This is a genomic window from Georgenia sp. Z1344 (assembly GCF_057652375.1).
Genome location: NZ_CM172728.1, coordinates 2,714,037 through 2,728,309 on the forward strand (window position 1 = coordinate 2,714,037; position 14,273 = coordinate 2,728,309).

Here is a 14,273-nt window from a genome sequence, read left to right on the forward strand (position 1 = left end):
CGCCGGGCGGTGCGGACATGCACCGACACCGCGCGGGCGGCCACAATGACCCATGTGCCCACCCCCGAGAACCGACGCGCTGCGACGCCCGACGTCGCCCGCCGGTCCGCGCAGGCGGGCGACACCCCCGACCGTCTACCCCGGGTGGCCGTCATCGCCGACACGCTGAGCGACCTGCGCGAGCTGCGGCTCCCGCTCGACATCCCGGGCGCCGAGGAGGCGCGCGGGCGGCGACGACGCGTGCTCACGGAGCTCGAGGTCCGCCTCCTGCCGCGCCTGCGCGAGGACTCGGCGCCGGCGGTGGTCGTGCTGGGCGGCTCCTCGGGGGCCGGCAAGTCGACCCTGCTCAACTCACTCGTGGGCGACGAGATCTCCCTCGCCGGCGTGCTCCGGCCCACCACGCGCACCGCGATCCTCGCGGCGCACCCCGACGACGCCGACGCGCTCGTGGACAACCCGCTTCTCGAGCTGGCCCGCCTCGCGCCGACCGATCAGGTCCCGCGGGGCGTGGCCGTGCTCGACGCCCCGGACCTCGACTCGGTCGAGGCGCGCAACCGGCAGCTGTCCGCGCGGCTCGTCGAGGCCGCCGACCTGTGGGTATTCGTCACCACCCCCGTGCGGTACGGCGACGAGCTGCCGTGGTCGGCGCTCGCCGCCGCGCAGGCGCGCGGGGTGACGGTCGCGGTCGTCCTCAACCGGGCCAACGACCGGGTCCGGCGCGAGGTCGAGCAGGACCTCACCAGGAGGCTCCAGGCCCTCGGCGCCTCGGACGCCCCGATCTTCGTGGTGCCCGACGTCGGACCGAACCACGGTCCGCTCCCGCCCGAGAGGGTCTCCGAGCTGCGGCAGTGGCTCGGCCTCGTCGCGCGCTCCCGGGCGGGGTCGATGCTGCGCCGGCACACGACCCGGACCACGTGGGCGGCCCTTCGCGCCGACCTGCTCGCGATCGCCGACGCCGCCGACGCGCAGGTGCGGCGCGCCGAGGAGCTGACCGGGCTGGTCGACGACGCGATCGCCGGACCGCTGGCGGACGTCCGCGAGGCCGTGACCGACCCGTCGCTCGGGCACGGATCGCCCACCACGCGCTGGCTCGCGCTCGCCTCGACCGGCGGTCCGCTCGCCCGGGTCGCCACCCGTCCCGAGCGGCTGCGCTCCGGTCGCGCGCGGGTCAACGAGGAACGCCGGGCCGCCGCCGTCAGCGTGGGCGCCCAGGTCGACGGCCCCGTCCACGACACGATCCTGCGGCACGTGCGCGCCGCTGACTCGGCGATGACCTCGCGCTGGGAGGCCGGGGGTGCCGCCGAGATCCTCGCCGGCGAGCGGGTCCGCCGCGCGCGCGGCCCCGAGGCGCTCGCCGAGCGCGCTGTCGAGGCGTGGCAGGCCTCGGTCTCAGCGGCCGTCGACCCGGTCGCGTCCGGGACGACGGCGGGCGACGTGCTCGGGGCCGACGGGGTCGCCGGCCTCGTGCGCGCCGCTGCCGTGGGCCTCGCCGGCCCCGCCACCGCGCTGCGTGGGCTGTTCCCGGCCGACGGGGAGCGGCTCGTGACCGGCGCCCGCGAGAGCCTGACCGACCTGGCCCAGGGCGCCGTCCGCGACGTCGCCCGCCCCTACGCCGACGTCCTTGCGGACCTCGCCGTCGACCCCGGCACCGCCGTCCGCCTCCGCGCGGGCGAGCTCAAGGAGTTCACGTGACCCAGACCGCACCGATCGCGGCCGCCTCCGACCGTCCCGTCGCCGAGCGGCTGCGTGCCCGCATCGGCGCCCTCACCGAGGCGCTCGACCGTGCCGGCGACCGGGTGGACGCCGAGGCCGCGGCCACCGCGCGCGAGCGGTGCGCGGAGCTGCTCGACCGGCTCGAGCTCGGCGTGGACCACGCGGTCGTCGCGCTCGTCGGCGGGACCGGCTCGGGCAAGTCGTCGATGTTCAACCAGATCGCCACGCTCGAGGTGGCCGAGGTGGGGCCGCTGCGCCCGACCACCGAGGAGCCCACGGCCTGTGTGTGGGGTCCGGACGCGACACGTCTGCTCGACTTCCTCCTCGTCGAGCCCGGTCGCCGGGTGACGCGCGAGTCGCTGCTCGACGCCTCGGACGAGGAGCTCCTGCACGGCCTCGTCCTCCTCGACCTGCCGGACCACGACTCCCGCTCGGAGTCCAACCAGCGGATCGTCGAGCGGATGCTGCCGCTCGTCGACGTCCTCGTCTGGATCGTCGACCCGCAGAAGTACGCCGACCACGTCCTCCACGACAACTACCTCACGCACCTGCGCGGCCGCGAGGAGCACATGCTCGTGGTGGTCAACCAGATCGACAACCTGCGCGAGCAGGACGTCGACGTCGTCGTCGAGGACGTGCGGGAGGTGCTGCGCCGCGACGGCCTCGACGGGGTCGAGATCCTCACCGCCTCCGCGCTGACGGGGGAGGGGGTCGCCGACGTGCGGGAGTTCCTCGCCCGCGCGCTCGTGCGTCCCACGACTTCGTCGGCCACGCTCGACGCCGGGATCGACCGCCTCGCCGAGCGCCTCGCCGACCAGGTCGCCGACCGGCAGATCACCCCGCCCGCCGACGACGCCGTGGGCGCCCACCTCTCCCGCGCCGTCGGGACCGAGGCCGCCGCCGACTCGGTGCGCACCGCCGTCCGTTCGGGCGGCGCGGCCGCGAGGCCCGAGCCGGTCCGACCGCTCGCCGTGGCCGACGTGCGCGGCGACTGGCTCGCCGAGGTCACCGCGGGCGTGCCCGAGCGGTGGTCGAGGTCGCTCGACGACGCCGTCACCGACGCGCCGGACCTGGCCCGCGCGGTGGACGCCGCCGTCGCGGAGGTCCCGCTGCCCGCCACCGACGTGCCCCGCGCCCGCGGGCTGCAGATCGGGGGCGCGGTGGCGCTCGCGCTGGCGGTCGTCGTGGTGGTCGTCGGGCTGATTGCGTCCCTGCCGCTGGTCGCATGGGTGCTCGGGGCCGTGGTGCTCGCCGGCGTCGGGGCGGGTCTGCTCCTCGCGGCGCCGAGGGTGAGGGCCACGGCGGCCGACGAGCGCGCGACCGGCTACTCCCGCGAGCTCGACTCCCGGCTGCGCGACGTGGGGCGCTCCGCCCTGCGCGAGCCCGCCGAGCCGGTCCTCGCCGATCACGAGTCCCTCCGCACGGCCCTCGCCTGACAGTCCCCATCACTCACCTGTCGTCGAGATTGCGGTTCGTCGTCGTCGAGATTGCGGTTGGTGCCCGCCGAGATTGCGGTTGGGAGCCCCGCCTTCTGGTCGAGAGTGCGGGGTAGCGCCTCGACCTTCTGCCGAGAGCGCGGCTCGGGGTCTCGCTCCTCGTCGAGAGCGCGGCTCAGGGCCGTCCCGCCCGCCACGACGTCCCCACAGGTCCGCGGACTGCACCCTCGTCCACAGCCCCCGACGACGGTCCGCACATCGAGTGGGTCCCTCACGCCACGGTGGGCGCGAGTCGGCACGGCGCCGGCAGCGAAGGAGCACGTCATGTCCAACGAGATCCAGGTGACGGTGCGCGGCAACGCCGCCGCCGACGCCATCCTCCGTACCACCGAGTCCGGGACGCCCTGGGTGTCGTTCCGCCTCGGTTCGACCCCGCGCAAGTTCGACACCGTGAGCAACACCTGGGTGGACGGACCCACCCAGTGGTTCAACGTCAAGAACTTCGGCCGGATGGCGCCCCACATCGGGGCGTCAGTCAAGAAGGGGACGCCCGTGCTCGTACGCGGGAACCTCGCCACCGAGACGTGGACCGGCAAGGACGGCGGGGAGCGCACCAACCTCGTCATCAATGGCGAGTCCGTCGCTCTCGAGATGTCCCGCGGGCTGACCACCTACACGAAGGTCGACAACGGAACGGCGGGCCAGGGCGAGCAGCAGGGTCCGGCGTCGTCGGACGGCGATCTCTCCGGTGCGCCGGAGGTCGACGAGGCCGACGGCGTCGAGACCGGTCACGGGATCGAGTCCGAGCCCCTCGAGGTCGACCGCGAGCTCGAGTCGGCCTTCTGACCGCCCGGGGCGTCCGGCCGCGCGGGGAGAGTGGTCGGACGCCCGGGGTGATCGTCGTCGACAGGTCGGCGCCTCCCGGGTCGGATGCGAGGACGGGTTGGGCCCGGTTCCCCCGCCTCGCCTACGCTGGGGGACAGCGCCGCGGCCGCACGGGCCGGGCACACCCCACCACCCGATCGAGAGGGAGCTACGTGGCCGAGTACATCTACTCCATGGTCCGGGCCCGCAAGGCCCACGGGGACAAGGTCATCCTCGACGACGTGACGATGTCGTTCTACCCGGGCGCCAAGATCGGCATGGTCGGTCCGAACGGCGCGGGGAAGTCCACGATCCTCAAGATCATGGCCGGCCTCGACCAGCCGTCGAACGGCGACGCCGTCCTCACCCCCGGTCACACCGTGGGCATCCTCCTGCAGGAGCCGCCGCTCAACGAGGAGAAGACCGTCCTCGGCAACGTCCAGGAGGGTGTGGGCGAGATCCTGGGCAAGGTCGAGCGGTTCAACGAGATCGGCAACGAGATGGCCGAGCCGGACGCCGACTTCGACGCGCTCATGGAGGAGATGGGCAAGCTCCAGACCGAGATCGACGCCGCCAACGCGTGGGACATCGACGCCCAGCTCGCGCAGGCCATGGACGCGCTGCGCTGCCCGCCGCCGGACTCGCCGGTCACCAACCTCTCGGGTGGTGAGCGCCGCCGCGTCGCGCTGTGCAAGCTCCTGCTCGAGCAGCCCGACCTCCTGCTCCTCGACGAGCCCACCAACCACCTCGACGCCGAGTCCGTCCTCTGGCTCGAGCAGCACCTGTCGAAGTACCCCGGCGCCGTCATCGCCGTCACGCACGACCGGTACTTCCTCGACCACGTGGCCGAGTGGATCGCCGAGGTCGACCGCGGCCGCCTCTACCCGTACGAGGGCAACTACTCCACGTACCTGGAGAAGAAGCAGCAGCGCCTCGAGGTCCAGGGCAAGAAGGACGCCAAGATGGCCAAGCGCCTGGCCGACGAGCTCGAGTGGGTGCGCTCCAACGCCAAGGGCCGGCAGGCCAAGTCGAAGGCGCGACTCGCCCGCTACGAGGAGATGGCCGCCGAGGCCGAGCGCACGAGGAAGCTCGACTTCGAGGAGATCCAGATCCCGCCCGGTCCGCGGCTCGGCAGCGTGGTCATCGAGGCGCGCGACCTGCACAAGGGCTTCGACGACCGCGTGCTCATCGACGGACTCTCCTTCAGCCTCCCGCGCAACGGCATCGTCGGCGTCATCGGCCCCAACGGTGTCGGCAAGACGACGCTGTTCAAGACGATCGTCGGCCTGGAGCCGCTGGACTCCGGCGACCTGACGATCGGCGAGACGGTGAAGATCAGCTACGTCGACCAGTCGCGCGGCGGCATCGACCCGGACAAGAGCCTCTGGGAGGTCGTCTCGGACGGGATGGACTACATCCAAGTCGGCAACGTCGAGATGCCCTCGCGCGCGTACGTCTCGGCGTTCGGCTTCAAGGGGCCGGACCAGCAGAAGCGGGCCGGCGTGCTGTCCGGCGGTGAGCGCAACCGCCTCAACCTCGCGCTCACGCTCAAGCAGGGCGGCAACCTCCTGCTCCTCGACGAGCCCACCAACGACCTCGACGTCGAGACCCTCGGCTCCCTGGAGAACGCCCTGCTCGAGTTCCCCGGCTGCGCGGTCGTCGTCACGCACGACCGGTGGTTCCTCGACCGCGTCGCCACGCACATCCTCGCGTGGGAGGGCACCGAGGAGAACCCGGCCAGCTGGTACTGGTTCGAGGGCAACTTCGAGTCCTACGAGGCCAACAAGGTCCAGCGCCTCGGCCCGGAGGCCGTGCGCCCCCACTCCGTCACCTACCGCAAGCTCACGCGCGACTGACCTCGGTCCCACCGACGAACCGGCCGCGCGCGTCAGGCGCGGCCGGTTCGTTTGTGCTGTCGCGGGTCCGATATGGTCCCTCGCGGCCCATCCTCAACGACTCCAGGAGAGACAGTGACTGAGTACAACCCCTCGGCAGCATCGGCGCCCGGCCCCGGCGGGCAGCCCGGCCCCGACCACGGGTACGGACAGCAGCCGCAGGGCTACGGCCAGCCCGCCCCCGGGGCCGGCTACGGCCAGACGGGCGGCTACGCCCAGGGGCAGCCGGGACAGGCCCCCGCCGGCTACGGTGCGCCGGGTCAGCAGTACGCGCCGCAGGCCCAGGGCCAGGGGAACGTCTTCTCCGCCCTCTTCTCCGGCAGCTTCACCGAGTCGGCCGTCGCGCGATTCGCCTCGACGATCTTCTACATCGGCGTGGCGATCCTCGCCGTCGAGTGGATCGGCGAGATCTTCACCCTGACGAGCGCTTACGGCGATGCCCCGGCCGGCCTGTGGGTGCAGTGGGTGCTCAGCCTCGCCGTCGTGCTCCTCAAGGTCGCCGTGCTGCGCGGCTTCATCGAGATCGTCGTGGCGGTCTCGCGTCAGCGCAGGTAGGACGAGCGTGCGGCGCGAGTCGTCCGCCGCATACGCGAGCACCAGCTCCGACGACGAGTGAGCGCCGCCCGGTCACAGACCGGGCGGCGCTCGTTCGTGCTGGACAGTGGTCCGTTCGCTCGCCCGCCCGCCCGGCGAGTGAGGGGAAGTCCTCCCAACGAGTGAGCGCGTCGCCCCGGGGACGACGAAGCGGGCCCCGCACCCTGATGGGTGCGGGGCCCGCTCACTGGTCGAACCGACAGCCGCTCACTCGTCACTCACGGACGAGCAACCGGCAGTCAGCGGCGGACACCCAACGTGTCGGAGCCGTCGCCGTTCCAGTCACCGACGAAGACCTCGTCACCCGACCGGCCGTAACGAACCTCCTGGTCCGCCCAACCACCCGTGAGGGTGTTCGACATCAGGTACAGGTTCCCGCGACGCGAGGCGAACGTGTCGCTCCCGTCCCCGTCCCAGTCACCCACGAGCACCTGGTCGTTGCCGCGCCCGTAGGTGAACTCCGCATCCGCCCAGCCACTGGCCAGGCTGTTGGACACGAAGTACCGGGCCCCACGACGCACCGCGAACGTGTCCGTCCCGTCGCCGTCGTAGTCACCGACCAGGACCTGGTCATTGGCGCGGCCGTAGTCCAGCTCGGTCTCCGCGTCCCCACCCGCAAGCGAGTTGGTCAGGAAGTACGAGTTACCGCGACGAACGGCGAAGGAGTCCACGCCGTCACCGTCCCAGTCACCCACGAGCACGGTGTCCCCGGAGCGGCCGAAGGTCAGCTCGATGTCCGCGTTGCCCCCGTAGAGGGAGTTGGACAGGAAATAGGCGTTCCCGCGGCGCACGGCGAGCGTGTCGGACCCGTTGCCGTCCCAGTCGCCCACGAGCACCTGGTCGCCGGGGCGGCCGAAGGAGAACTCGTGGTCGGCCCAGATGTCCCAGCCGTCGTTGAGGTAGAACCCACGACCCGGGGTCGGGGGGACCGGCTCGGGGTCGGGGTCCGGCGTCGTGCTGTCGTCGAAGGTGTGGCTCCACTCGGTGGTGGCATCCTCGGCCAGCTCGTACCCGTCGGCGGCGCGCGCCGTGACGGTCACGGTCCCCTCACCGGGGTGCGTGCCCGCCTCGACGACCTCGTCGCCGACCAGGTACTCCACGCCCTCGACCTCGGGAACCGTGAAGGTGTCCGCGTCGGTCCCGTCCTCGTCCGTGAACACCACGTCCTCAGGAGTCACCACCACCGGCTCGGGCTCGTCGGTCCCGCACTGCCCGCTGGCCGCGCCCGCGACCGTGAAGGGCACGCCCGAGTCCGTCGGGACGACCGCGTTGCCCGTGCAGGCCAGCGAGCCGTCGACGGTAAGACCGGAGAGGATGGTCGCCATGCGGCCGCTGTTGTCCGCGATCGTCACGTCGTCGGCGACCTCCGAGCGGTCGATGACGACAGGGCCCGCCGTGCCGGTGACGCTGAGCGTGCCCCCGATCGTCGACTGCTCACACCCGGCGGTCGTGTCGCCCACCGAGACCTGGCCGGTCGTACCAGCGATGCTCACCGGTCCGGTGACGCCGGACCCGCAGATCGCGACGACGGAGGCGCCGTTGGTGGTGACAGAACCGGTGACCTCGGAGTCCTGGACGATGAGCCTGCCACCGTCCGCGACGGTGACGTCGCCGGTGACGCTCGCGTCGTCGAGGCAGAGCCCGCCCGCGCCGGCGGTGACCGATCCGTCGTGGGCGCCGGTGATCGTCTGCTCGCACGGCGGTGCGATCGAGACGTTCCGCGACCACACCTCCCACGGCGCCACACGCCCGCGGTCACCGGCGACGACGACGTTCATCGAGTCGAGCACCGTGAAGGCGCCGTTCTCGGAGTTGTTGTAGTCGACGCCGACCGGGACGCTCCAGTCGTCCCCGCGCCCGCTCTCGGACATCGTGAGCACGAGCCCGGGCCGCCCCACCATGAGGAGCAGCTCGCCCGAGGGGAGCATCTCCATCGTGGGCTGGACGCTCTCCAGGTCCTGCCCGGCCGGGCCGACGTCGATCGGCTCCGGCTCGCTCCAGGTCGCGCCGTCGTCCGTCGAGCGCGAGTGGAGCATCGGCAGGTGCCAGCCGGTGCGCATGACCATGTACAGCGAACCGTCGGCGAGCCGCTCGACCGCGCCCTCGCTCGGTCCGTCGTAGGCGGTGACGTCGGCGAGCTCCGGGTCCGGCTCGGCGGCCGTGCCCGCGACGTCCCAGTTGATGCCGCCGTCCTCGGAGACGAGCAGGAGCTGGCGGTAGTTCTCGTCGCCCTCGTAGTACCCGTAGGCCGAGATGTACAGCGTCCCGTCGGGGTCCTCGAGCAGGGTGTGGAGCAGCACGAAGCCGCCCAGCGTCGTCCCCGGCCGCGGTGAGGTGGCGCCGATCGGCCGCATCGGCTCGGGCGTGTCGAGCACACCGTCGCGGTACTCCCAGGTCGTGCCGCCGTCGGAGGAGACCGCGGTCTCCACGGTGGCCTGCTGGTTGCCGCTCCCGTCCACCATGAACGTGTTGAAGTCGACCGCGATGATGTCGCCGTTGCGGAGCCTCGACACGGTGATGCCCGAGGCGTCCGGCATGGGGTTGAGGTCCACGGCGGGGGTCCAGCTCGCGCCGTCGTCGTCCGACATCCCGAAGAGGAAGCCGGAGGCGTCGATGCGGTCCGGGCTGGCCGAGTACGGGAAGATGATGCGACGTCCGCCGTCGTCGGTCGGGACGAGGATCCCGCCGAGGGGGAAGCCGAGATCCTCGCCGTCGTCGTCGATCGTCACGGTGTCGCCGATGGTGAACGGCGCGGTGCCGACCGCCTCGGCCGGGGTCTCCTCGGCCGTGCCGAACGTGACGTCGTCGATGAAGAGATCGTCGACCGCAGCCCCGACGCCGGTCGCACCCGTGGTGAATGCGAGCCCGGTGATGGCCGTGACCGCGTTGGTCGCGCCCGAGTTGTTGCCGATCGTCGACCCCGCGGAGCCGACGTACTCGCCGCCGACACTCACCCGCGCGGCGGCGTTGTCGCTCGGCACCGCCACCTCGATCTGCGACCACTCGCCGAGCGGGACGCTGCCGGCCGGGGCCAGCTCGCGCCAGGTCCTCGTCCACTGCTCGTACCACTGGATGCTGCCGTCGTCGATCACCCGCAGGCGGAACAGCGAGTTGGCCGGGTGGCCGGTCGGGAGCAGGGAGTCGCCGACGATGTCGAACGTGAATCCCTCGAGTGCCGTGGGGTTGACGTCGAAGGCGAGGTAGGCGCCCTGTTGGGGAGCCACCGGGCAGGTCACGCCGACGGCCGCGTCGGAGCTCGTGTCCTGCACACGGAGCGAGCGCTCGCCCTCGGACGCGGCCTCGTCGCTGACGAGCGCCGGGTCGTAGCCGTCGAGCGTGGAGCACTCGGCCGGCACGGACCCGACGTCGTCGTTTTCGAAGGTGAGCGTGTCGAACTCGCCGGCGACCGTGACCTCCTGGGTGCTGTCGGACTCGTTGCCGGCGGTGTCGGTGACGACCGTGCGCAGCGTGTTGACGCCGGCCTGGGCGAAGGTGTGCGAGATCGACACCGTCACCCACCCGTCCTCGTCGGGCCCGCTGAGCACGGCCGGGATGGTCTCGCCCTGCCACTCGGCGACCGCCGTGTAGTCCGCGACGTCCGCGCCCTCGGGGAGCACGAACCGGGCGATGGGCTCGTCGGTGACCTCCGTGCCGACGGCGAGGCCGCTGTCGTCGAAGGTGGACTCGATGGTGAGGCCGGCGAAGGCGTCCTCGGGCAGCTCGCCGGAGACGGCGAGGTCGTCGATGTAGTAGTCGACGCCGACGGGACTCTGTCCGGCGGACCCGAAGAAGATCTCGCCCATCGTGGGCGACTCGGCGTTGCGTCGGTCGGTCTCGAAGCGGACGCCGTTGAGGACGAGCTCGGCGCGCTCGGTGGTCGCGTTGATGGTGACGTCGACCCACTCGTTGAGGGTGGCACCTCCCGGGATCGTGGCGACGTCGGCGAAGCTCGACCCGTCGTAGGCGGCGACGCGGATGTCGTCGCCGTCGCGGTTGAACGTGAACCGCCAGACGCCGTTGGCGCTGGTGCCCGGTGCGCCCTGGATGGCCACGTAGGGGCCGGCGTTGATCTGGGCGGGGGAGAACCGGTAGGAGACCGAGCGTTCCTCGGTCTGGGGGTAGTTGCACCAGGCGCGCGTGTAGACAGAGTTGTCCTGGTCGACCACGCGCATCGCCCGGTTGGTCTCGGCGGCGCCGCCGAAGGCCGCCTCGGCGACGGTGACGTCGCCGATGATGCGGCAGTCCGCGGGTGGCTCGCCGAGCGGTTCGTCGTCGAAGGTGCGCACGGTGCCGTCGGCCGGCGCCGCTACGGCCGGTGAGCTCGGTACGACGGCGCCCGACACCAGCGTCAGGGCACAGGCGGCCACGGCGGCCGCGAGCGCGGCGCGTCGTGGACGCGATCTGCGGAGTTTCATCTCTTCCACTTCCTCCTCGGTGGTGCGGCCGGCACGGTGTGGCGGCGCCTGGGGTCATGCGGGGGGCCCGCCCGGGGGCGGTGGGGACGTCGGTGATCGGGGGTTTGTCAGCGGCGGATGCCGAGGGTGTCGGTGCCGTCGCGGTTCCAGTCGCCGACGACGACCTCGTCGCCGGTGCGGCCGTAGAACTGCTCGATGTCGGCCCACCCGCCTGTGAGGGTGTTGGACACGAGGTACTGGTTCCCGCGTCGGGAGGCGAAGGTGTCTGCGCCGTCGCCGTCCCAGTCGCCCACGAGGACCTGGTCGTTCGCCCGGCCGTAGTCGAACTGCGCGTCCGCCCAACCCGAGGTCAGCGAGTTGGAGACGTAGTAGGTGGTGCCGCGCCGCACGGCGAACGTGTCCACGGAGTCGGCGTCGTAGTCACCGACGAGGACCTGGTCGGACGCCCGGCCGTAGTCCAGCTCGGTCTCCGCGTTCCCGCCGGTGAGCCGGTTGGTGAGGAAGTAGGAGTTCCCGCGTCGGATGGCGAAGGAGTCGGACCCGTCGCCGTCCCAGTCGCCCACGAGGACGGTGTCGCCGGAGCGGCCGAAGGTCAGCTCCACGTCCGCCGTCCCGCCGTAGAGGGTGTTGGACAGGTAGTACGCGTTCCCACGCCTGACCGCGAGGGTGTCGGAGCCGTCGCCGTCCCAGTCACCGACGAGGACCTCGTCGCCGGGGCGGCCGAAGCTGAACTCGTGGTCGGCCCAGATGTCCCAGTCGTCGTTGAGGTAGAACCCACGACCCGGCGACGGCGGAACGGGCTCAGGGTCCGGCTCCCCGGGCTCGCCCGGCTCCTCGTCGTCGATGAGCGTGACGAGGAACGGGTCGAGCGTGACGTCGGGCGTCTCCTCGGTGATCGCGGCAGTGGCCGTGGTCGCCTCGTGCTCGTAGCCCTCGGGCACGCCGGTCAGCGTGACCTCGTAGTCCCCGGCGCCCTCGACGACCACCGTGATGACGCCGTCGGCCTCGGCCAGGTCGGCCTCTCCGCCGTCGACGACCGTGATCTCCTCACCGTCACCGGGCGCCACGACCGTGATCGCGCCACCGGCAACAGCAGCACCGTCAACGTCCTCGACGGACGCCGTGATCGACCCCGCCACCGGCTCGGGCTCGTTCGGGTCCGCGGGATAGTCACCCAGGGAGCTGAACGTGCCGACGACGGCGTTGATGTTCGTGTCGTAGCTCACCGTGAGGTACTCGTCGCCGGAGACGACGGCGGAGCTCGGATCGCCCTGGTCGACGTTCTGCCGCGACATGTACAGGAGCACGGGAGTCGTGTCGGTCCAGGCCTGCCCCGGGTGCGCGAGCCGGCCGACGACGGGTTCGCTGGACCCGTAGTCGTTGCCGCCGTACGTGAGCAGCATCCGGCCGCCGGGCAGCGTGAGGATGTCGGGAGCCTGCATGCTCCACGGGACCGGGCTCGCGACGGACCACGTGCGACCGTGGTCGAACGACTCGCTGACGAGGCCGGGCCGGATGACGGCGGTCAGGTGGTCGTCGTCCAGGACGGCCACCTCGATCTCGGAGAGGCCGACCCCGGGCTCCGACGGGATCATCACCTCGTTCTCCAGCGGCCAGGTCCGTCCGCCGTCCGTGCTGCGCACGACGCTGGCGCGGCTCAGCGCGGCATCGGGGCGCGTCCCGTACAGGGGGACGAGCAGGTCGCCGTTGTCCAGCTCGACGACGTTGCCGGACTCGGCCGCCCAGCCGAGGAGGTAGTGGCCGCTGCGGGGCCCGCAGCCGCAGCTCATCGACGTCTCGACGAGGGCGGGGTCGGACCACGTCGTGCCGCCGTCCTCGGAGCGTGCCACGTAGGTGTCGATCGTGGCGCCCTCGGCGGGATAGTCGGTCCAGTCCGTCTGGAACCAGGTGAGCACGATGGTGCCGTCGCGCAGCTGCGTGATCTGGGGGTCGCGGTCGTCGTCGGGCGTGTCGATGACGACCCGCGGCTCCGACCAGGTCAGCCCCCCGTCGGTGCTCTCGGTCCACCGGATCTGACCGGGATCACCGCCGTCGCCCGGCGAGTGCCCGTTCGACCAGTAGTAGACGGTGACCAGGCGTCCGTCGTCGAGGCGTGCGACCTCCGGGAAGAAGGGCCGCTCGTCGCCGTCGCCCTCCGCGATGATGACGTCCGGCTGAATCCTGGAGCTCGCGCCGACGGACTGCGCGGCCACCGACTCGGTCCCGTCCGGGCCGGTGACGATCGTGCGCAGGATCCCGCGCTCCCCGTCACCGAAGGTGTGGGAGATCGAGATGGTCGCCCAGCCGTCGTCGTCGGGGCCTGTGAGCTCGGCGGGGATGGTTTCGCCCTGCCACTCGGCGACCGCGGTGTAGTCCGCGACGTCGGCGCCCTCGGGCAGTTGGACGCGCGCGACGGACAGGTCCACGACCTCGCCGGCGTCGATGAAGTCGTCGAGGAGGGGCTCGACGGCGAGGCCCGCGAAGGCATCGTCGGGCAGCTCGCCGGAGACGGCGAGGTCGTCGATGTAGTAGTCGACGCCGACGGCGCTGGCGCCGGCGGACCCGAAGTAGATCTCGCCCAACGTGGGCGAGGGTGCGTTGCGCCTCTCGGTCTGGAACCGGACGCCGTTGACGATGATCTCGGCGCGCTCGGTCGTGGCGTTGATGGTGACGTCCACCCACTCGTTGAGTGCCGCGCCACCCGCGACCCGGGCGACGTCGGCGAAGCTGGACCCGTCGTAGGCCGCGATCCGGATGTCGTCCCCGTCGCGGTTGAAGGTGAACCGCCAGACGCCGTTGGCACTGGTGCCCTCGGCACCTTGGATGGCGACGTAGGGGCCGGCGTTGAACTCGGCGGGAGAGAACCGGTAGGAGACGGACCGCTCCTCGGTCTGGGGGTAGGTGCACCAGGCTCGGGTGTAGACCGAGCTGCTCTGGTCGACCACCCGCATCGCCTGGTTCGTCTCGGCCGCGCCGCCGAAGGCGGCCTCGGCGACGGTGACGTCACCGATGATCCGGCAGTCCGCGGGTGGCTCGCCGAGCGGCTCGTCGTCGAACGTGCGCACGGCACCGTCCGCGGGCGCCGCAGCGGCGGGAGACCCGCGTAGCACCGCCACTGGCGCCAGTGCCAGGACGAGCGCGAGGAGCGCAGCGGTGGCGAGACCGAGCCACCGCCGGTGAGTAGAGGGACTGAACCTGACCAAGGGGAGGGCGATCACGAGTGGCTCCTTTGCCGACCGTTGAGACGCAACTATCAGCATGGACCCCCGTTCCATGTCGAGAGTGTCATGTCGCGTGACCGAATCGTGATGTGCCCGAGCATGGAGGTCTCATCGCACTCCGCGTGCCACGTCGCG

At 72.0% G+C, this 14,273-nt stretch carries 7 protein-coding genes; 5 read left to right on the top strand and 2 right to left on the bottom strand.

Annotated elements, in window-relative coordinates; all coding sequences use genetic code 11:
* Positions 1-54 precede the first annotated feature (54 nt).
* The 5 genes from AC24FB_RS12425 (at position 55) to AC24FB_RS12445 (ending at position 6,463) form a co-directional block, all read left to right on the top strand.
* Positions 55-1,692, top strand: coding sequence for a hypothetical protein (locus AC24FB_RS12425; protein WP_425714961.1), 1,638 nt, complete (start codon positions 55-57; stop codon positions 1,690-1,692).
* Positions 1,689-3,149: a GTPase gene (locus AC24FB_RS12430; RefSeq protein WP_425714960.1), complete on the top strand. Its 1,461-nt coding sequence runs from the start codon at positions 1,689-1,691 to the stop codon at positions 3,147-3,149. Before AC24FB_RS12425 ends, AC24FB_RS12430 begins: the two co-directional genes overlap by 4 nt.
* 324 nt (positions 3,150-3,473) lie before the next feature.
* Positions 3,474-3,995, top strand: coding sequence for a single-stranded DNA-binding protein (locus AC24FB_RS12435; RefSeq protein ID WP_425714959.1), 522 nt, complete (start codon positions 3,474-3,476; stop codon positions 3,993-3,995).
* Positions 3,996-4,186: 191 nt separating this feature from the next.
* On the top strand, positions 4,187-5,869 hold the full coding sequence (ettA, locus tag AC24FB_RS12440) for an energy-dependent translational throttle protein EttA (protein ID WP_425714958.1): 1,683 nt from the start codon (positions 4,187-4,189) through the stop codon (positions 5,867-5,869).
* A 114-nt stretch (positions 5,870-5,983) separates the two neighbouring features.
* On the top strand, positions 5,984-6,463 hold the full coding sequence (locus AC24FB_RS12445) for a DUF4282 domain-containing protein (protein WP_425714957.1): 480 nt from the start codon (positions 5,984-5,986) through the stop codon (positions 6,461-6,463).
* 278 nt (positions 6,464-6,741) lie between these two features.
* On the opposite strand, the gene AC24FB_RS12450 is transcribed toward AC24FB_RS12445, so the two are convergent.
* Together AC24FB_RS12450 and AC24FB_RS12455 are read right to left on the bottom strand one after the other, a co-directional pair.
* Complete coding sequence (locus AC24FB_RS12450) at positions 6,742-10,917, bottom strand: exo-alpha-sialidase (RefSeq protein ID WP_425714956.1); 4,176 nt, start codon at positions 10,915-10,917, stop codon at positions 6,742-6,744.
* 107 nt (positions 10,918-11,024) lie between these two features.
* On the bottom strand, positions 11,025-14,135 hold the full coding sequence (locus tag AC24FB_RS12455) for a sialidase family protein (protein WP_425714955.1): 3,111 nt from the start codon (positions 14,133-14,135) through the stop codon (positions 11,025-11,027).
* Positions 14,136-14,273 lie beyond the last annotated feature (138 nt).

What these genes read in the sequence shown, in the direction of transcription:
- AC24FB_RS12435 (WP_425714959.1), top strand. Translation starts at nt 3,474, where the DNA reads ATGTCCAACGAGATCCAGGTGACGGTGCGCGGCAACGCCGCCGCCGAC.
- AC24FB_RS12450 (WP_425714956.1), bottom strand. Translation starts at nt 10,917, where the DNA reads ATGAAACTCCGCAGATCGCGTCCACGACGCGCCGCGCTCGCGGCCGCC.